Genomic DNA, 17,738 nt, shown 5'->3' with positions numbered 1-17,738 from the left:
CCACTAATAAACTCCTTTTAGGGAGTGTATCCTGGTTTCTGTCCTTTGCAACGCCCCCTCCATCTGGAATTTCACGATCAGGTTGCCGGCCACATTCAGCCGGTATTCGGCGCTGGCGCGCATGTCGGTCAGGGGCTGGAAATCGCGGGTGAGTGCAGCGGCTGCGTCGCGGGCTGCCGCTGCATCAAAGGGCTGGCCGATCAGCGCCGCCTCCGCCGCTGTGGCCCGCCTCGGGATAGCCGCCATGCCGCCGAAGGCCAGGCGTGCGTCCACCACGATCCCGTCGCGCAGCGTCAGGCTGAATCCGGCCATCACAGCGGAGATATCCTGGTCGAAGCGCTTGGAGATCTTGTAGCAGGCAAAGCGCCGGTCGGGGCTGGGGTCGGGCACGCGGATGGCGGCGATGAATTCTCCCTTTTCCAGGGCCGTGCGGCGATAGGCGATAAAGAAAGCTTCCAGCGCCATTTCCCGCACCCGGTCGCCGCGACGCAGGACCAGCCGCGTGTCCAGCGCCATCAGCGCCGGCATGCTGTCGCCGATGGGCGAACCATTGGCGATATTGCCGCCCAGCGTGGCGGAATTGCGCACCTGTTCACTGGCAAAGCGCCCGAACAGGTCGGCCAGATCGGGGTAAAGCGGGCCCAGCATGTCGGCCGCCTGATTGACCGTCGCGGTCGCCCCGATCTGCACAAACCCGTCGCTTCGCTCGATCCGGGCCAGATCGCGCACGCCGCCAATATGGATGATGGGACCCAGATCGCGCATCTGCTTGGTCACCCACAGGCCGACATCGGTGCCGCCGGCCACGATGGTGGCGTCGGGATGGGCCAGAAGGATTGCCGCCAGCTGGTCGGCGCTGGTCGGGGCAAAGGCGCGGCCGTCGCCAATACAGGCCGTGTCGTCACGCGAAATGCTGCGCAGCAAAGTCAGCGTTTCCAGGGACTTGGCGCTGAACGCGTCGGGCGCGTTCCCCATGGTTTGCGCCGCCTGCACAATAGGGCGGTAACCGGTGCAGCGGCACAGATTGCCGGCCAGCGCCGTGTCGATGCGGGCCCGGTCGGGCGCGTCGCCGCTGTGATAAAGCGCGAACAGTGACATGACGATGCCGGGTGTGCAGAAGCCGCATTGGCTGCCATGGGCATCGACCATGGCCTGCTGTACCGGATGCAGGCTGCCATCCGGTCTCGCCAGATCCTCCACCGTCACCAGTTCCTGCCCGTCCAGGGCCGTCAGGAACAGGATGCAGGCATTGACGGCGCGATAGGCCAGACGGTCCCCCTCCATCCGGCCCAGCACGATGGTGCAGGCGCCGCAATCCCCTTCGTTGCAGCCTTCCTTGGTTCCGCGCTGCCCCCGATCCTCGCGCAGGTAATCCAGCACGGTGCGGGTGGGCGGGAAATCGGACAGGGTCACCACTTGACCCCGGTGTACGAAGCGGACGCGATCGCTCATCTTCATCCAGTCGTTCCAAAAGAAAGCATGGCAGAACAGGAACGGCCCCATGTCAAGCCGCTTTACAGGGGCATGACGCGGTGCAACATTTTGTTTGGGGGCCGAAAAGACCCCCGGCGCCGTGACAGCGCTGAGAAGATGAACAACAGGGAACTTCAGCATGACAAAACTCGCCGGGCCGGCCTTCGGCACCATCGCCTCCTATGTCAGCCGCGACCGGCTGGCGCAAAGGCTGGCCGACATGGCCGCCATCGGGGCGACGGAGAAGGGGGGCGTGAACCGGCCGGCCTTGAGCCGGGAGGACGGGCAGGCCCGCGCCCTGCTGACCTCCTGGGCGCAGGATCGCGGCTTTACCGTGGCGACGGACGGGATCGGCAACCTGTATGTCCGCCGCGCCGGCAGCGACGATGCCCTGGCGCCGGTGATGACGGGCAGCCATCTGGACAGCCAGCCCACGGGCGGCCGCTATGACGGCGTCTATGGCGTGCTGGCGGGGTTTGAGGTTCTGGAGGCGCTGGAGGATGCGGGTGCGGTGACCAAACACCCGGTGGAGGTCGTGGCCTGGACCAACGAGGAAGGCTCCCGCTTTCAGCCCTATTGCATGGGATCGGCGCTGTTTGCGGGCAAGATGCATCTGGACATGGTCCTGGCCTGTACCGATCCCAAGGGCATTACCGTGCGCGACGCCCTGGCCGAAACCCTGTCGCTGGCTCCGCCCATGCCCGTGCGCGCCTTCGGGCAGGAGGCGGCGGCCTATGTGGAAGCCCATATCGAACAGGGCCCGCGCCTGGAAGCCGAGGGCAAGACCATCGGCGTGGTCACCGGCATCCAGGGCAGCCGCTGGTTCCAGGTGGAGGTGACGGGCCAGGAAGCGCATGCCGGCACCACACCGCACGGGGCGCGGAAAGATGCGTTTCAGGCGGCGCTGCGCATGGTCACGGCCCTGAACGATCTGATGCACGATCCGGATGATATCATCCGCTGCACCTTCGGCCGGTTCGAGGTGCTGCCCGGCTCCCCCAACACCGTGCCGGGTAAGGTGATCTTCACCATCGATTTCCGCCATCCCGACGCGGCTTTGGTCAAGGCGCGCGGCGACGCCGTGGCCCCGCTGATCCTGTCGCTGGCCGCCCCCTGCTCGGCGGTGGTCAAGGAAACCTCCACCACCGCACCCGTCGATTTCGACCCGGCTGTCATCGACGCCGTGCGCGCGGCGGCCCACGGCCTGGGCTACAGCCACCGCGACATGCCGTCGGGCGCCAATCACGACGCCAAATTCATGGCACCGCGCTGCCCCACCGGCATGATCTTCATCCCCTGCAAGGATGGGATCAGCCATAATGAGGTGGAATATGCCAGCCCCGAACATTGCCATGCCGGGGCGGCCGCGCTGGCGGAAACTTTGTTCCGGCTGGCGCGGTAGGGGGGCTCTCTGTTTCGTCCTCTCTTCCGTCATCCCGGCGGAAGCCGGGACCCAGGGGCCACAAGTTCAACCGTCGACGCTGTGTAGATCAAAGCTGCCTTTGGGTCGGGCGCCTGGCCCCTGGGTCCCGGCTTTCGCCGGGATGACGGGGAAATGGTAGCCCTTCCCCATCCCCCAGGAACCCCCCATGACCCATCCCGTCCTTGCCATCCTCACCGACCTGATCGCCATTCCGTCACCCTTTCCGCCGGGTGACACGGCGGCGATTGCCGCCTATGCCGCCGACCGGCTGGACCGGGCCGGATATCGCGTTCGCATCCTGCATCGGGACCGGCCGGCGATTGCCAATGTCGTGGCCGAATGGGATGGTGCCGCCCCCGGCCCCACCCTGATGTTCAACGCCCATGCCGACACCGTGGGCATCGGCGAACGCGCGGCGTGGGAGACGGACCCGCTGGTGGCGACGCTGATCGACGGGCGGGTGCACGGGCTGGGGGCCGGCAACTGCAAGGGGTCGATGGCGGCACAGCTCTGGCTGGCGGAAAGGCTGGCCAGACGCGGCGGGCCGGCGCGGGGCCGCGTGGTCTTCACCTTCTGCGGGGATGAGGAAAATCTGGGCCCTGACGGCGCCTATTTCCTGCGGGAGGTGGGGGCGGTGAAGCCTGACATGCTGGTCGTCGGCACCCAGACGGAAAACCAGTTGATCACGGCCGAACGTGGGGTGATGTGGGTGGAACTGACGGCGCGCGGCCAGTCCGCCCATGCCGGCAACCCGGCCGCTGGCGACAATGCCATCCTGCGCCTGATGCGTCTGGTCAGCCAGATCGACGCGGTGATGGCCGAAAGGCTGCGGGACCGCCGCGTGGGCGAACAGCAATCCACGATCAATGTCGGCATCTTCCGCGGCGGTGAAAACACCAATGTCGTGCCCAACTTCGCGCGCGTGGAAATCGACCGCCGCCTGCTGCCCGAAGAAAAGATCGTAGAAGCCTTCGCTGAGATCGAGGCGCTGGTGAAGGCCCATCCGGAGGCCGACCACCTGACCTGCCGCCTGCTAACCGGCACCAACGGCTTCCGTGCGCCGCATGACGGGCCGCTGGTCACGGCGCTGTGCGCGTCCATCGCGGCCGTGACGGGCGCGCAGGCCCGGTTCCTGAAGGATACCGGCGCCAGCGACGGCCGCTATTTCGCCGATGACGGCATCGAAATCGTCAATTTCGGCCCCGGTGCCGGCTGGCAGGGCCACAAGGCCAACGAATATGTGCCGCTGGACGACCTGATCGACGCCACGGCCATCCTGGAAGGGCTGGTGGAAAGGGTGTTGGGGGTGCGGGGGTGATTGTCTTCCTATAATACCTGGTGTTATAGTTTTGGCGCGCAGAGGTGACGGCAGGTCAATGTGCGGGTCTTCAAGAACAAGGCGTTCACCCGTTTCGCCCGAAAGGCGGACATTGATGACACCGACCTGTGGGAGGCGGTTTGTCGCGCCGAAACGGGGTTGGTGGACGCCGATCTTGGCGGTGGGGTGATCAAGCAGAGGATTGCCCGCGCCGGCGCCGGCCGGTCCGGTGGCTTCCGCACCATCATCCTGCTGCGCGTGGGGGAGCGGGCCTTCTTTGTGCATGGTTTCGCCAAGAGCGATCTGGGCAATATCCGCCCGGATGAATTGGCGGCTTTCAAGATGCTGGCGGCCCATATCCTGGCCTTCAATGACCAGGAACTGGAGGTTGCGTTGGCGGCCGGCGTGTTCACGGAGGTGTGTGGCAATGGCTAAACAGTATCGAAGCGATGTCCTGGCCTCGATTCACGAGACGGCCGAGGCGTTGCGCCAGTCCGGATTGATGGACAAGCAGACGATGCGCCAGTTCGATGAGGCCTGCCTGACGCCGGTACAATCTCTGACCGGAGAGGAGATCAGGGCGCTGCGCGAACGGGAGGGGGCAAGCCAGGCCGTTTTCGCCCGCTACCTGAATGTGACGGTGGGCCTGGTCAGCCAGTGGGAGCGGGGGGAAAAGCACCCCCAGGGCGCATCCTTGAAGCTGTTGTCCCTGGTGGCGCGACGCGGCCTTTCCGCCGTGGCCTGACCCCCCTACGCCCCATCCAACCAAACCCTGCACCGCTTTTGTGAATACCCCGCCCGCTGATTCGATATTGCGAATAACTCGCAATCGTGCATACCTTCCTGCCGGAAAGTGGGACGGGTTCGGGAATGGCATCGGGGATCGATCAGGGGTGGCGGGCGTTCTGGCTGAAGCATCTGCATCAATGGCATTGGGTCAGCTCGGCCCTGTGCCTGATTGGCATGCTGCTGTTCGCCATCACGGGCATCACCCTGAACAATGCCCGCATCATCGAGGCCAAGCCCAAGGTCGTGACCCTGGAAGCCACGCTGCCGGCCGATCTGCGCCCGCTGCTGACGGCCGGCGAGGGGCCGGTGCCGGCGGCGGTCATCGCCTGGATGGGCGGGGAGATGGCGGTCGATGCCACGGCCGGCGTGCCGGAATGGTCGCCGGACGAGCTTTATATCGGCCTGCCGCAGCCCGGCGGCGATGCCTGGGCCACCATCAGCCGTGAGGATGGCGCGGTTCTGTATGAACGCACCGACCGCGGCTGGGTCTCCTATCTGAACGACCTGCACAAGGGGCGCGGGACCGGTGCTGTCTGGTCCTGGTTCCTGGACATCTTCGCCGTCGCCTGCCTGGTCTTCTGCATCACCGGTCTTTTCCTGCTGCATCTGCATGCCGGCAACCGCCCCGCCACCTGGCCGCTGGTCGGGCTGGGGCTGGTGGCACCCGTCATTCTGCTGATCCTTCTGATCCACTGAAATCAGGATTTAAACCCATGCGCACGCTTCTGTCGCTTTCCCTGACCGGCCTCGTGGTCACCCCGGCCCTGGCCGGCGAACTGGCCGTGACGGTGGAGATCCCCAAGCTGGACGTGGCGGAATATCACCGCCCCTATCTGGCCGCCTGGGTGGAAACCGCCGACCAGCAGTTCGTCACCAATCTGACCGTCCGCTACGACGTGAAGAAGCGCGACAATGAGGGGACGAAATGGCTGAAGGATATGCGCCAATGGTGGCGCAAGTCCGGCCGCGACCTGACCATGCCCGTCGATGGCATCTCCGCCCCGACCCTGCCCGTGGGCGAAAATGTGCTGGCTTTCGACACGGGCAAAGGCCCGCTGGCGACCCTGAAGCCCGGCTCCTACGCCCTGGTGGTGGAGGCCGCGCGGGAAGTGGGGGGCCGCGAGCTGATCCGCCTGCCCTTCGACTGGCCGCTGAAGACCGGCAAGGTTGAAGCCAAGGGCGAGACCGAGCTGGGCCGCATCGCCCTGGACGTGAAGGGCTGAGGCCCCGCCGTTACCCGTCCACCCTATCGCACCCATCCATCCCGCCCACCGGAGGCCACTGCTCATGAAATCGCTTCTGACCCGCGCCGCCCTGGCCGTCACCCTGTCTGCCGCCATGGCCCTGCCGGCCGCCGCCCACCGCACCTGGATGCTGCCCTCGGCCACGGTGCTGTCGGGGCAGGACCCGTGGATCACGGTGGATGCCGCCGTGTCCAATGATCTGTTCTATTTCGAACATCAGCCGCTGCGCGTGGAAGGGCTGACCGTAACCCAGCCCGACGGCACCCAGGGCACGGCGGAGAACATGGCCACGGGTCGGTTCCGCACCACCTTCGACGTTCATCTGACCCAGCCCGGCACCTATAAGGTGGCCCAGGCCGGCGGCGGCCTGTTCGCCAACTGGGAAGAGAATGGGGAACGCAAGCGCTGGCGCGGCACGGCGGAGAATTTCGCCAAGGAAGTGCCGGCCAAGGCCGACAAGCTGCAGGTCATGGAAAACAGCCGCCGCCTGGAATTCTTCGTCACGGCCGGCAAGCCCACCGACAATGTGCTGAAGCCCACCGGCAAGGGCCTGGAACTGGCCCCGGTCACCCATCCCAACGACCTGTTTGCGGGTGAGAAGGCCAGCTTCAAGCTGGTGCTGGATGGCAAACCGGCGGCCGATGTCGATGTCACCATCATCCCCGGCGGCATCCGCTATCGCAATGATCTGGGCGAGATCAAGGTGAAGACGGGCAAGGATGGCGCCTTCACCGTCACCTGGCCGGCACCGGGCCAGTACTGGCTGAATGCACAAGTTGAGGACAACAAGACCAGCGTGCCGCAGGCCGCCAAGCGCAGCGCCAGCTACACCGCCACGTTCGAGGTGCTGGCGCAGTGATCCCGGCGCTTCAGCCCGCCCCCCTGCGCCTGATCCTGCCGGCCGACGCGCCGGAGGCAGCCTTGCCGCCGCCCGGTTCGCCGGTCGTGCGGCTGTCGGGGCAGAGTATGGGTACCTACTGGACCGTGGCGCTGATTGCGCCCGCCGCACCCCCGCCGCTGGTTCTGCGGCGGGAGGTGGTGGATATCCTGGATGGCATCATCGCCGCGATGAGCCATTGGGAACCGGGATCGGACCTGTGCCGGTACAACCGCGCCGATCGCGGCTGGGTCACGGTCGATCCTTCCCTGGCCCAGGTGGTTGCGGCGGGGCTGGCCGTGGCGGCCGACAGTGATGGTGCCTATGACCCCGCCATCGGCGGTCTGGTCGATGAATGGGGCTTCGGCCCGCCGGGACCGGTGGCGGTCCCGCCGGACATGGCGACCATCGCCCGCCTGCTGTCCGGCCCGCGCTGGCCCGATATCAGGGTGGAAGACGGGCGGCTGTGGCAGCCGGGCGGCGTGCGCCTGGACCTGTCGGGAATCGCCAAGGGCTACGCCGTGGACCGGGTGGCCCACCATCTGGCCGGCCGGGGGGCACTGTCTTATCTGGTCGATATTGGCGGGGAACTGCGCGGCTGGGGCATCAAGCATGATGCCACCCCCTGGTGGGTGGATCTGGAACCGCCCCTGACGCATGACGGGCGGGCGGGCGGCACCGTCACCCGCATCGCCCTGCACGGTCTGTCTGTGGCGACCAGCGGTGACCGCAACCGCGCCATCCGCGCCCCGGACGGCCGCATCCTGTCGCATAGTCTGGACCCGCGCACGGGGCGGCCTGTGCCCGACACCATGGCATCCGTCACGGTCCTGCATGAAGACTGCATGATGGCCGACGCCCTGGCCACGGCGCTGACCGTGCTGGGTCCGGTGGCGGGACCTTGCTGGGCGGCGGACCGCGGTATCATGGCCCTGTTCGCCACCCGCGACGGCGGCCTGATCCGGGAACAGGCCACGCCCGCCCTGACCGCTCTGGCGGAGATGGTGTAGATGGACCCCGTGCTTCAGCGCTGGCTGTGGGTGCTGGCCGTGCTGCTGGCCTATCTGGCCTTCTGCGCTGTCATCTGGCACCGGCACCGGGCGCGCAACCGCCCGCCGGCCGACATGGGTGACGGGGCGATCCTGGTCGCCTTTGCCAGCCAGACGGGCTTTGCCCGGCAATTGGCCGAACGCACGGTGGAGGGGCTGGTGGCGGCAGACCGTCCCGCCATCCTGGCCGGGCTGGACCGGGTGGACGCCGCCCGCCTGTCGGCCACATCACAGGCCCTGTTCATCGTGTCGACGACGGGGGAGGGGGATGCGCCCGACCACGCGGCCGGCTTCGTGCGCAAGGTGATGGGCGGCGGGGCCGACCTGTCGGGCCTGCGCTATGCCGTGCTGGCGCTTGGCGACCGGTCCTACGCACATTTCTGCGCCTTCGGCCTGGCCCTGGATGGCTGGCTGCGCCATCAGGGGGCGGCGCCCCTGTTCGACCCGGTGCTGGTCGATAATGGCGATGCGGGCGCGCTGCGCCATTGGCAATATCATCTGGGACAGATGGCGGGCCATGTGCATCTGCCGGACTGGACGGCGCCCGATTATGGGCGCTGGCTGCTGGCTGACCGTCGCCTGCTCAACCCCGGCAGCCCTGGCGGCCCCGTCTATCACCTGCGTCTGACCCCGCCGGCGGGAGAGAAACCCATCTGGCAGGCGGGCGACATTGCCGAGATCGGCCCCTGCAACCCGCCCAAGGACGTGGCGGCGCTGCTGGTCCTGCGGGGCGGGGACCGTGCGGAAACGCGGGGCGGCGTGACGCGGCCTTTGTCGCGCTGGCTGGCCGAATGCGCCTTGCCCGACGGGGTGGACCCCCTGCCGCACCGCGAATATTCCATCGCCTCGCTGCCCGGCGACGGCACGCTGGATCTGGTGGTGCGGCAGATGGCGGGGCCGGACGGGCGCCTGGGCCTGGGTTCCGGCTGGCTGACCAAACATGCCGCATTGGGCGGGGAGGTACGGTTGCGCCTGCGCCGCAATCCGGGATTCCATCCGCCGCCCGACGACAGGCCGCTGATCCTGATCGGCAATGGCACGGGCGTCGCCGGCCTGCGCGCGCATCTGAAGGCGCGGGAAGCGGCAGGCCAGGGGCGCAACTGGCTGCTGTTCGGCGAACGCACCCGCCTCTATGACAGCCTGTTCGCCGATGAATTGTCGGCCTGGACGGCGTCGGGTCACCTGTCGCGGCTGGACCTGGCCTTTTCCCGCGATCAGGACATGCCGGTCTATGTCCAGCATCTGCTGGCGGCATCCATGGACCAGGTGGCGGAATGGGTCGCCGATGGTGCCGCCATCTATGTCTGCGGCAGCCTGGACGGCATGGCGGCCGGCGTCCACCGCACCCTGACCGATATGCTGGGCGCGGAAATGCTGGAGGAAATGGCCGCCGACGGCCGGTATCGCCGGGATGTCTACTGACGGGGCGCGCCGACCTTGGCGGCACCCATGTCATGCCGGCATGCGGCCGCCGTCCCATCACCCTTCGTCATATTCCGTCCGCCCCGCCAACTCTGTTAGAGTTGCAGACAGTCTGGGGCAATGACGGGTTGGTTGGATGCTGACGGGCGCAGGCGGTCTATTGCGGCTGCTGAACAGTGGGGATAGCCGGGGAACGGCCGTGGTCGTGGACCTGCGGGAGGTGCCGTATGCGGAAAATCCGCTGTTCCGGCAATCGATCGTGCAGTTGCTGGACCGGTTTGCGGCGCAGTTCCTGCCCGAAGTGGTGGATGTCGGCCGCTATGCCCAGGCCTTCCTGTTCCAGGACACCAACGCCCATCCCTTCATTAATAAGCTGAAGGCCGTAGCGGCCGATTTCGCCGATCAGCATGTGTCGGCCCCGCGCGTCAGCATTTTTCATCTGCCCCAGGATGCCCCCCGTCTGGCCGCCCTGCTGAAGCGGCTGGCCCCCGATGGCACGGCGGTGGAGGAACCGCCGCCGGCCCTGTCGCCCGTGGAACAGCAGCAGCTGGCCGGCCTGCACAAGCTGGCCGTCTATGAACAGGTGCTGGTGGGGGCGGACGTCTCCGCGCTGATCCGGGAATCGCCTGTGTGGCGCTGGCGCGAACAGACGGGCTGGGAACTGGATTTCTCCGAAGTCACGGTCGCCATCGACCATCTGGAACGGGCCGTGGGCACGCCGCTGCGCCGCGACCCCTGGCTGTTGCAGCAGATCACCCCCATTCTGGACCGGCGCACCATCCGCCATTTCCAGTATGAACCGACCCGCCTGCATCGGCCGCATTCGATCAATCTGCAATGGCGGACCATCGTCGATCCGGTGTTCCAGGAATTCGTCGCCGACCTGACCTATGACCAGCGCCGCAACCTGATTGTGGAAATCGCGGCCACCGATCCCGACCTGACGGAGGCGGGGCTGGCTGATGCGGTGGATGTGCTGCGCCTGTGGGACTGCCGCATCGCCATCGACCATCTGTCGCTGCGCCATGCCGATGCGGGATATCTGCCGCTGTCGGCTGTCGATTACCTGAAACTGGATATTGGCGGGCTGGCCCTGGATGATCAGGGGCGGGCGCCGCCGCTGCCGGACTGGATGGCGCGGTTCGGCGTGGATCGGATCGTGGCGATCTATCCGCGGGACCCGCGCGTGCTGGCTGCGTGCCTGGCGCTGGGCATCAGCCTGATCGAACAGCGGGACCGGCCGGCATAGGGGGCACCACCCTCACCCTTCCTGCACGGCGCTTTCGATTAGGGCCATGGCTTCTTCGATCAGGTGGCGCATGGCCAGGGCGGCCCCGTCGGCGTCGCCGGCAAAGATGGCGTCAGCCACCTTCTGATGGTCGGCCACGCTGGCCAGCCGCACACCCTTGCGCCGGTTGGTCAGGCGGATGGAGATGCGCAGGGCGGCATCGATAATGTCGCGCAGCTGGATATAGAAGCGGTTATCCGTCGCCTCCAGCACGGCGACATGGAAGGCGATGTCGGATGTCAGCGGATCATCATCGCCCAGTTCGGCCGCCTGCATGCGGGCCAGTGCCGCTGCGATGGCCTGCTTGGCCTCCGCCGTGGCGCCGCGCGCGGCCAGCGAGGCCGCCACCGGTTCGATCGCCAGCCGCACTTGCGTGAATTCCAGCAGCAGGCTGGGCGAGAATTTGCGTTCCAGCAGCCAGCCCAGCACATCCGGGTCCATCAGGTTCCAGTTGCGCTCCGGCTCGATCCAGGTGCCCTGGCGCGGCCTTGCCTTCAACAGGCCCTTGGCCGTCAGCATCTTCACCGCTTCGCGCAGCACCGACCGGCTGGCGCCCAGCCGCTTGCACAGTTCGGCTTCCGTTGGAAAGGGATTGGCCTGGCCATAGACCCCGGTGACAATGTCCACGCCCAGCTGCTGCAGAATGCCATAGGTGAAGTTGCGGCCCGGATCGCTCCGCAGTCCGCTGCCCTTTCGACCGTTTGCGCCCCGTTCCGCCATTATTCGACGCTTCCTTCCCGTCCCCTGCTTATCGATATCATATCCGCCTTGTCCTCCACACGGACAAGTTAGCGCTATCAGCGCCCCACCGTCAGGCTCCCGACTTCCAGGCGGCCACCAGATCGCGGGCCCGGGATGCCACCTCCGCCGCTGGCCGGCCGGGGCGATAAAGGTCGGTGCCGACGCCGAAGCCCGCGGCCCCCGCGGCCCGCCACGGCCCCATATTGCCGGCCCCGACCCCGCCCACGGCATAAAGCCGGACATCGGCCGGCATGACCGCCGACAGGGCCTTGATATGCCCCTCGCCATAGGTGCTGGCCGGGAACAGCTTCAGATGCGTGGCCCCGGCGGCGATGGCGGCAAAGGCCTCCGTCGCGGTGGCGAAACCCGGCATGGGCAGCAGGCCCCGCGCCACGGCACGGGCAATGACGGCCGGGTCGGTATTGGGCGTCACGATCAGGCGCCCGCCGGCCGCCGCCACATCATCCACGCCGTGGCTGTGCAGCACCGTGCCGGCGCCGATCAGGGCTGTATTGCCGAAGCGGCGGGCCAGGATGGCGATGCTGTCCAGCGGGTCGGGGCTGTTCAGCGGCACTTCCATGACGCGGATGCCGGCGTCGAAAAGGGCATCGCCGATGGCGGGTGCCTCTGCCGGTGTCAGGCCGCGCAGGATGGCGACCAGGGGCAGGGCGTCCAGATGGTGGGCAAGCGGATGGGGCATGATGTGGTATCAGTTCGTTCGGGTCAGGGCGTTGTGCAGGGCGCACAGCCCCGCCAGCACCAGATCGTCGCCATCGCGGGCAACGGCGTCCAGGCCGGCGACGGCCAGCGCAATACAATAGGCATCGGTCAGGGCCGGGCTGCCGATCAGCAGGATGGGGCCGTCCAGCAGGCCATCGGCCAGCACCCCCGCGCCAGCGACATCGCTGCCCACCACCATTCCGGACAGGAACGACAGCGCATCCTGCGCCGACACCCCCTCCAGCAGGCGGCGCGACCGCGCCTCGAACAGCAGATGGGTCAGGGGCGCCCCCGTCAGGGCCCGTTCCACCCCCAGGGCGAAGGCCGGTCCCGTCTGTGGCGACAGCCCGTCGGTATCGCGGCCCAGCACGCTGTGCCGGCGCAGCAGGGCGAACATCTCCCCCGACAGGCTGGTCTGGAAATCCACCACGCGGCCATGATCCAGCCGCACCCATTTATTGTGCGTGCCGGGCAGGCAGAGCAGACGGCGGCCGCGCGCCAGTTCGGGGTCCAGGGCCAGCGCGCCCAGGATCTGGGTCTCTTCCCCCCGCATCACATCGGGGGCGCCCAGCGGGTTGGTGCAGGACAGGCCGGGGATGATGGCCACATCCTCCCCTTCCGCCTGGAATCGCGTCAGTCCACGCGCCAGGCTGGACAGGTCGGCGGGGCAGGGCTGATAGGCCGCTTCCACCCAGCCGATGCTGGACCCGACCATGCCGCAGAGCAGGGCCGGCAACTCCCCCTCCTCCTCCCGCCAGGGCAGGGTGGCCGCCAGGAAAATCCGGTCCAGCCGCCCGGCGGCGGCGGCCACACCCGGCCCGTCCACCCGGTCGACGGGCACCCCGTCACGGCAGAGCCACAGGCGCAGGGCACTGGTGCCCCAGTCGCCGGCGATGAAGGTGGTGGGAGGGGGCATGGATGCTGGCTTGGAAGGGTCGGAGAAGATCGAAAGAGGTCGATATTTTATATGATAAATAGGAAGAAAGAAAGGCCGCTCTCCGAACAGGAGCGGCATTGCTGCGCTGGCACATGTCATTGCCCGACGGTGCGAAGCCTGTCCACCATCCGGCCAATCCGATCATGGCCCTTCCCGACGGATCGCTTTGCGATAGGATGCCGGCCAGCCATGAAGGCATGGAAAGGGATGGAAAATGACTGTGACGCACTGCCCGCCCGGGCTTTCCGATACCGAGCTGTTTCGCCAGCAGGCGCTGATCGGCGGGCAATGGCTGGATGCCGACAGCGGCGCCGCTACGCCTGTGTCCAATCCGGCCACGGGCACGGTCCTGGGCCATGTGCCGCAGATGGGGGCAGCCGAAACCGACCGCGCCATTGCCGCCGCGGCCGCCGCCCTGCCGGCCTGGCGTGCGCTGACGGCCAAGGAACGCGCCACGCGCCTGTGGCGCTGGCACGATCTGATGATGGCGGCCGCCGATGATCTGGCCCTGCTGCTGACCCTGGAACAGGGCAAGTCGCTGGCCGAGGCCAAGGGGGAGATCACCTATGGCGCCAGCTTCATCAGCTGGTTCGCCGAAGAAGGCCGCCGCGCCTATGGCGATGTCATCCCCACCTATAAGGGCAATTCCCGCCTGCTGACCATCAAGCAGCCCGTGGGCGTCATCGCCGCGATCACGCCCTGGAACTTCCCCAACGCCATGATCACGCGCAAGCTGGGCCCGGCCCTGGCCGCGGGCTGCACGGCCGTGGTCAAGCCGGCGGCGGAAACCCCCTATTCGGCCCTGGCACTGGGTGTCCTGGCCGAACGCGCGGGCATTCCGGCCGGTGTCATCAATATCATCACCGGCAAGGCATCCGCCATCGGCGGGGCGCTGACGGCATCGTCGATCGTGCGCAAGCTGTCCTTCACCGGGTCGACGGAGATCGGCAAGCTGCTGATGGAACAGTGCGCCGGCACGGTGAAGCGCCTGTCGCTGGAACTGGGCGGCAATGCGCCCTTCATCGTGTTCGACGATGCCGATATCGACGCGGCCATCGCCGGGGCCATGGGGTCCAAATACCGCAATTCCGGCCAGACCTGCGTCTGCGCCAACCGCTTCTATGTCCAGGACGGCATCCATGACCGGTTCGTGGAGAAGCTGACGGCGGCGGTAAAGGCGCTGAAGGTCGGCAATGGCTGTGATGCCGGCGTCAACCAGGGGCCGCTCATCAACGACAAGGCCGTGAACAAGGTGGAAGAACTGGTCCAGGACGCGCGGTCCAAGGGCGCCACCGTGGTCATTGGCGGTCAGCGCCATGCGCTGGGCGGCTGCTTCTATGAGCCGACGATCCTGACCGGCATCGCGTCCGACATGGATATCGCGCATGAGGAGATTTTCGGCCCCGTCGCCGCCGTGCAGCGGTTCAGCAGCGAAGAAGAAGTGATCGCGCGGGCCAATGACACGCCCTTCGGTCTGGCCGCCTATTTCTACAGCCGCGATATCGGCCGTGTCTGGCGCGTGGCCGAGGGGCTGGAATATGGCATGGTCGGCATCAATGAAGGCCTGATCTCCACCGAAGTGGCTCCGTTCGGCGGTGTCAAGGAAAGCGGCCTGGGCCGCGAAGGCAGCCGCTATGGCATCGATGAATATCTGGAGATCAAGTATCTGAACCTGAATATTGGGTAATCGCCGCGGCAGGGGCCATGATGCCGGGAGCCATATTCCACCGCTCCCGGCATCATGGTCCGCACAGGCCAGACCTGCGCGTCCGGCTTTCGCTATGGCTTGTGTGCAGTGCGGGGGCTGCCGTTAAATCGGGGCCGTGCGACATTGCCGGTGCCGTCCCATGCCCCGTTTTCTTTCCGCCGTGATCGATCCGTTTCTGCTGCTGCTGCTGGGGACCGTGGGGCTGGCGGCCCTGCTGCCCATCCAGGGACAGGCGGCGGGCCTGTTCGGGTATGTCACGGACGCGGCCATTGCCCTGCTGTTCTTCTTCCACGGGGCGAAGCTGTCGCGCGACGCGGTGCTGGCGGGCATCGGCCATTGGCGGCTGCATGTGACGGTGCTGTCCTTTACCTTCCTGCTGTTCCCGCTGATCGGGCTGGGCTTCGGCCTGCTGCCGGACTGGCTGCTGCACCCGTCGATCGGGGCCGGCATCCTCTATCTGACCCTGCTGCCCTCCACAGTGCAAAGCTCCATTGCCTTTACCTCCATGGCGGGTGGCAATGTGCCGGCGGCCATCTGTTCGGCATCGGCATCCAACATCCTGGGCATCTTCATCACGCCCGTGCTGGTGGGGCTGTTCATGCATGTGGACGGGCAGGGGGGCGTGTCGCTCGGCGCCATCCGCTCCATCGTGCTGCAATTGCTGGTGCCGTTCCTGGCCGGGCATTTCCTGCGGCCCTGGATCGGCGGCTTTGTCGCCCGGCACAAGCAGGTGATCGGCTATACCGACCGCGGGTCGATCCTGCTGGTGGTCTATGCCGCCTTCAGCGCCGCGATTGTCGAAGGGCTGTGGCAGAAGATCGATGTCGGCGATCTGGCCGTGATCATCATTGCCGGCGCCGCCATTCTGGCCCTGGTGCTGACGGCATCGGGCCTGGCCGGCCGGGCGCTGGGCTTCTCACGGGCCGACATCATCACCCTGGTCTTCTGCGGGTCGAAGAAAAGCCTGGTGTCGGGTGTGCCCATGGCGGGCGTGCTGTTCCCGGCCGCCCAGGTCGGGGCCATGATCCTGCCGCTGATGATCTTCCACCAGATCCAGCTGATCGTCTGCACCTGGCTGGCCGCCCGCTACCGCCGCCAGGCCGATGGTGCCGCTGCCGAATAATCCGAAGGGACCTGTCCGCTTTCGTGGTGGTCCGGTCACAGGTCTGTCTGTATAGGAATTGTTAACCATGTTTCCGGGGGCGCCCGGAAGACAGGGGCAATCCTGCAGGTTTCGGACATGAGCACAGTGATCGACCGGGGCGTTTCCGCCCCCTCTGCCGCCGCGGAGCGGCGTTTTTACGTCACCATGGCTGCCGTGATGATGGTGGCCGTGCTGGTGGGCTTTGCCCCCAGCTTTTTCCTGCGCCCCCTGCTGGGGTCGCCCGACTGGGTAAAGCCGATCACACCGCTGGTGCTGCTGCATGGTGTGCTTTATGCGGCCTGGGTGGCGCTGTTCACGGCGCAGGTGGCCCTGGTGCGCAGCGGACGGCGCGACCTGCACCGGCGTCTGGGCATGCTGGGCGCGGTGCTGGTGCCGGCCATGCTGGTGTCCGGGACCATCTCCGCCCTGGGTGGCGTGGGCCGGGCGTCGGGCCCGCCGGGCATCGATCCGCACGCCTTTCTGGCCGTGCCGCTGTTGGCGCTGCTGGGCTTTGTGCCGCTGTTCGCGCTGGCCCTTCACCGCCGCCGCGACCCGCAGACGCATAAGCGCCTGATGGTGATGGGCATGTGCGTGATGATGGCGCCGGCCTTTGCCCGCATCCCCGTTCTGGCGGGGCCGGTGGGCATGGTGCTGATGCCGACGCTGCTGGTGCTGGCCCAGATCATCTGGGACTGGCGCACGCGCGGCCGCCCGCATCCCGCGTCCCTGTGGGGCGGATTCTGGGCGGTGGTCACGCTGGCCCTGCCGCTGGCGATCTTCCAGACCCCGGCCTGGCTGGCCTTCGCCCACTGGCTGGTGCCGGGCTGACGGCGCTTGTGTGTGGGGGGGGGGGGCGGAGAGGCCCCCCTCCCGTGGCTTACCGGAACGCGCAGCCCGGCTTCAGGCCCAGCTTGCTCAGGATGATGGCGGCCGGGCAGAAGCCGGTGACGCCCGCCTGCAGCAGGTTCAGCCCCACGAACGCCGTCAGCAGCAGCCAGGCCGGATTGATGAAATAACCCAGCGCCAGGCTGACCAGGACCATGGCACCGGCGAAGGAAAGGACGGCTTTGTCGATATTCATGATGGTTGCTCCGTTTTCGTGACTTTGTCCGGGTCAGGCCCGGTGGGGCAGATGGGTCTGGGTCCAGCCGACGATCTGGTCGGCGGACATCAGGCCCGATTGGCGCGCGACCGCACGGCCGCCCGCAAACAGCATCAGGGTGGGGATGGACTGCACGGAAAGCCGGCTGGACAGGGCCGGTTCCTCATCCACATTCAGCTTCAGCAGGCGCACGGCCGGTTCCAGCTTGCGGGCCGCCATCTCGAACTGCGGCGCCATCTGCCGGCAAGGCCCGCACCAGGGCGCCCACAGATCGACCAGCAGGGGCAGATTGCCCTTGGTCAGATGCTTTTCAAAGGCAGCGCCATCGACGGCCACCGGCTTGCCGGTGAACAGCGGCTTGTGACAGGCACCGCAATTGGCCCCATCCGCCGGCCGGTCGGCGGGCAGACGGTTGATGGAAAGGCAGTGGGGGCAGATCAGATGGAAGGTCATGATCAATGACCTTCCATCCGGCGGCGACGGCCGCCGCGCGGCACATGCCG

Annotated in this window: 19 protein-coding genes; 13 read left to right on the top strand and 6 right to left on the bottom strand. The window is 67.1% G+C overall.

What is annotated here, in order from left to right:
• Positions 1 to 3: 3 nt before the first annotated feature.
• On the bottom strand, positions 4 to 1,452 hold the full coding sequence (xdhA, locus tag ACODTW_RS24810; protein ID WP_488948819.1) for a xanthine dehydrogenase small subunit: 1,449 nt from the start codon (positions 1,450 to 1,452) through the stop codon (positions 4 to 6).
• A gap of 160 nt (positions 1,453 to 1,612) precedes the next feature.
• Here xdhA and ACODTW_RS24805 point away from each other — a divergent pair, with 160 nt between their 5' ends.
• The 10 genes from ACODTW_RS24805 to ACODTW_RS24760 all read left to right on the top strand — a co-directional run bounded on the left by ACODTW_RS24805 (position 1,613) and on the right by ACODTW_RS24760 (position 10,844).
• A complete protein-coding gene (locus tag ACODTW_RS24805; RefSeq protein ID WP_488948818.1) occupies positions 1,613 to 2,875 on the top strand; it encodes a M20 family metallo-hydrolase in 1,263 nt (420 codons plus the stop codon).
• Between the two features lie 187 nt (positions 2,876 to 3,062).
• Entirely contained in the window at positions 3,063 to 4,214 is a 1,152-nt protein-coding gene (locus ACODTW_RS24800) for a M20 family metallopeptidase (RefSeq protein ID WP_488948817.1), read from the top strand.
• Positions 4,215 to 4,274: 60 nt separating this feature from the next.
• Positions 4,275 to 4,649: a type II toxin-antitoxin system RelE/ParE family toxin gene (locus tag ACODTW_RS24795; protein ID WP_488948816.1), complete on the top strand. Its 375-nt coding sequence runs from the start codon at positions 4,275 to 4,277 to the stop codon at positions 4,647 to 4,649.
• Positions 4,642 to 4,959 (top strand): helix-turn-helix domain-containing protein, encoded by a 318-nt coding sequence (locus tag ACODTW_RS24790; RefSeq protein ID WP_488948815.1) that lies wholly within the window; start codon positions 4,642 to 4,644, stop codon positions 4,957 to 4,959. Before ACODTW_RS24795 ends, ACODTW_RS24790 begins: the two co-directional genes overlap by 8 nt.
• 125 nt (positions 4,960 to 5,084) lie before the next feature.
• Positions 5,085 to 5,699 carry a PepSY-associated TM helix domain-containing protein gene (locus ACODTW_RS24785; protein WP_488948814.1) on the top strand — a complete coding sequence of 205 codons (615 nt, stop codon included), beginning with the start codon at positions 5,085 to 5,087 and terminating at the stop codon, positions 5,697 to 5,699.
• Positions 5,700 to 5,716: 17 nt separating this feature from the next.
• Positions 5,717 to 6,226, top strand: coding sequence for a DUF2271 domain-containing protein (locus tag ACODTW_RS24780; protein ID WP_488948813.1), 510 nt, complete (start codon positions 5,717 to 5,719; stop codon positions 6,224 to 6,226).
• A 64-nt stretch (positions 6,227 to 6,290) separates the two neighbouring features.
• Positions 6,291 to 7,106: a DUF4198 domain-containing protein gene (locus ACODTW_RS24775; RefSeq protein ID WP_488948812.1), complete on the top strand. Its 816-nt coding sequence runs from the start codon at positions 6,291 to 6,293 to the stop codon at positions 7,104 to 7,106.
• The gene (locus ACODTW_RS24770) at positions 7,103 to 8,134 is read left to right on the top strand and encodes an FAD:protein FMN transferase (protein WP_488948811.1); all 1,032 of its coding nucleotides are present in this window, start codon (positions 7,103 to 7,105) and stop codon (positions 8,132 to 8,134) included. The genes ACODTW_RS24775 and ACODTW_RS24770 overlap by 4 nt, the downstream gene beginning before the upstream one ends.
• Positions 8,135 to 9,595, top strand: coding sequence for a sulfite reductase subunit alpha (locus ACODTW_RS24765; RefSeq protein WP_488948810.1), 1,461 nt, complete (start codon positions 8,135 to 8,137; stop codon positions 9,593 to 9,595).
• A 136-nt stretch (positions 9,596 to 9,731) separates the two neighbouring features.
• On the top strand, positions 9,732 to 10,844 hold the full coding sequence (locus ACODTW_RS24760) for a hypothetical protein (RefSeq protein ID WP_488948809.1): 1,113 nt from the start codon (positions 9,732 to 9,734) through the stop codon (positions 10,842 to 10,844).
• Positions 10,845 to 10,856: 12 nt separating this feature from the next.
• Here ACODTW_RS24760 and ACODTW_RS24755 read toward each other — a convergent pair whose 3' ends face one another.
• The 3 genes from ACODTW_RS24755 to ACODTW_RS24745 all read right to left on the bottom strand — a co-directional run bounded on the left by ACODTW_RS24755 (position 10,857) and on the right by ACODTW_RS24745 (position 13,260).
• A complete protein-coding gene (locus ACODTW_RS24755; RefSeq protein ID WP_488948808.1) occupies positions 10,857 to 11,603 on the bottom strand; it encodes a FadR/GntR family transcriptional regulator in 747 nt (248 codons plus the stop codon).
• Between the two features lie 91 nt (positions 11,604 to 11,694).
• Positions 11,695 to 12,324, bottom strand: a complete 630-nt coding sequence (locus ACODTW_RS24750; protein WP_488948807.1) for a 2-dehydro-3-deoxy-6-phosphogalactonate aldolase — start codon at positions 12,322 to 12,324, stop codon at positions 11,695 to 11,697.
• Positions 12,325 to 12,333: 9 nt separating this feature from the next.
• Positions 12,334 to 13,260 (bottom strand): 2-dehydro-3-deoxygalactonokinase, encoded by a 927-nt coding sequence (locus tag ACODTW_RS24745; RefSeq protein WP_488948806.1) that lies wholly within the window; start codon positions 13,258 to 13,260, stop codon positions 12,334 to 12,336.
• Between the two features lie 235 nt (positions 13,261 to 13,495).
• Between ACODTW_RS24745 and ACODTW_RS24740 the strand changes: the two genes are divergently transcribed.
• The 3 genes from ACODTW_RS24740 (at position 13,496) to ACODTW_RS24730 (ending at position 16,961) form a co-directional block, all read left to right on the top strand.
• A complete protein-coding gene (locus ACODTW_RS24740) occupies positions 13,496 to 14,968 on the top strand; it encodes an NAD-dependent succinate-semialdehyde dehydrogenase (RefSeq protein WP_488948805.1) in 1,473 nt (490 codons plus the stop codon).
• 160 nt (positions 14,969 to 15,128) lie between these two features.
• Positions 15,129 to 16,112: a bile acid:sodium symporter family protein gene (locus tag ACODTW_RS24735; RefSeq protein ID WP_488948804.1), complete on the top strand. Its 984-nt coding sequence runs from the start codon at positions 15,129 to 15,131 to the stop codon at positions 16,110 to 16,112.
• Positions 16,113 to 16,229: 117 nt separating this feature from the next.
• Positions 16,230 to 16,961: a hypothetical protein gene (locus ACODTW_RS24730; RefSeq protein ID WP_488948803.1), complete on the top strand. Its 732-nt coding sequence runs from the start codon at positions 16,230 to 16,232 to the stop codon at positions 16,959 to 16,961.
• A 49-nt stretch (positions 16,962 to 17,010) separates the two neighbouring features.
• Here ACODTW_RS24730 and ACODTW_RS24725 read toward each other — a convergent pair whose 3' ends face one another.
• Together ACODTW_RS24725 and trxC are read right to left on the bottom strand one after the other, a co-directional pair.
• Positions 17,011 to 17,214: a YgaP family membrane protein gene (locus ACODTW_RS24725; RefSeq protein WP_488948802.1), complete on the bottom strand. Its 204-nt coding sequence runs from the start codon at positions 17,212 to 17,214 to the stop codon at positions 17,011 to 17,013.
• Positions 17,215 to 17,247: 33 nt separating this feature from the next.
• Positions 17,248 to 17,688: a thioredoxin TrxC gene (trxC, locus tag ACODTW_RS24720; RefSeq protein WP_488948801.1), complete on the bottom strand. Its 441-nt coding sequence runs from the start codon at positions 17,686 to 17,688 to the stop codon at positions 17,248 to 17,250.
• Positions 17,689 to 17,738 lie beyond the last annotated feature (50 nt).

The organism is Niveispirillum sp. FG148 (assembly GCF_057809655.1).
The sequence above is the reverse complement of the archived record's forward strand: the minus strand, read 5'-3'. Positions and strand labels throughout refer to the sequence as shown.

Excerpts from the sequence above, each read along its gene's own strand:
- xdhA (WP_488948819.1), bottom strand. The coding sequence starts at position 1,452 with ATGAGCGATCGCGTCCGCTTCGTACACCGGGGTCAAGTGGTGACCCTG.
- ACODTW_RS24805 (WP_488948818.1), top strand. The coding sequence starts at position 1,613 with ATGACAAAACTCGCCGGGCCGGCCTTCGGCACCATCGCCTCCTATGTC.
- ACODTW_RS24800 (WP_488948817.1), top strand. The coding sequence starts at position 3,063 with ATGACCCATCCCGTCCTTGCCATCCTCACCGACCTGATCGCCATTCCG.
- ACODTW_RS24790 (WP_488948815.1), top strand. The coding sequence starts at position 4,642 with ATGGCTAAACAGTATCGAAGCGATGTCCTGGCCTCGATTCACGAGACG.
- ACODTW_RS24785 (WP_488948814.1), top strand. The coding sequence starts at position 5,085 with ATGGCATCGGGGATCGATCAGGGGTGGCGGGCGTTCTGGCTGAAGCAT.
- ACODTW_RS24780 (WP_488948813.1), top strand. The coding sequence starts at position 5,717 with ATGCGCACGCTTCTGTCGCTTTCCCTGACCGGCCTCGTGGTCACCCCG.
- ACODTW_RS24775 (WP_488948812.1), top strand. The coding sequence starts at position 6,291 with ATGAAATCGCTTCTGACCCGCGCCGCCCTGGCCGTCACCCTGTCTGCC.
- ACODTW_RS24765 (WP_488948810.1), top strand. The coding sequence starts at position 8,135 with ATGGACCCCGTGCTTCAGCGCTGGCTGTGGGTGCTGGCCGTGCTGCTG.
- ACODTW_RS24760 (WP_488948809.1), top strand. The coding sequence starts at position 9,732 with ATGCTGACGGGCGCAGGCGGTCTATTGCGGCTGCTGAACAGTGGGGAT.
- ACODTW_RS24755 (WP_488948808.1), bottom strand. The coding sequence starts at position 11,603 with ATGGCGGAACGGGGCGCAAACGGTCGAAAGGGCAGCGGACTGCGGAGC.
- ACODTW_RS24750 (WP_488948807.1), bottom strand. The coding sequence starts at position 12,324 with ATGCCCCATCCGCTTGCCCACCATCTGGACGCCCTGCCCCTGGTCGCC.
- ACODTW_RS24745 (WP_488948806.1), bottom strand. The coding sequence starts at position 13,260 with ATGCCCCCTCCCACCACCTTCATCGCCGGCGACTGGGGCACCAGTGCC.
- ACODTW_RS24740 (WP_488948805.1), top strand. The coding sequence starts at position 13,496 with ATGACTGTGACGCACTGCCCGCCCGGGCTTTCCGATACCGAGCTGTTT.
- ACODTW_RS24735 (WP_488948804.1), top strand. The coding sequence starts at position 15,129 with ATGCCCCGTTTTCTTTCCGCCGTGATCGATCCGTTTCTGCTGCTGCTG.
- ACODTW_RS24730 (WP_488948803.1), top strand. The coding sequence starts at position 16,230 with ATGAGCACAGTGATCGACCGGGGCGTTTCCGCCCCCTCTGCCGCCGCG.
- ACODTW_RS24725 (WP_488948802.1), bottom strand. The coding sequence starts at position 17,214 with ATGAATATCGACAAAGCCGTCCTTTCCTTCGCCGGTGCCATGGTCCTG.
- trxC (WP_488948801.1), bottom strand. The coding sequence starts at position 17,688 with ATGACCTTCCATCTGATCTGCCCCCACTGCCTTTCCATCAACCGTCTG.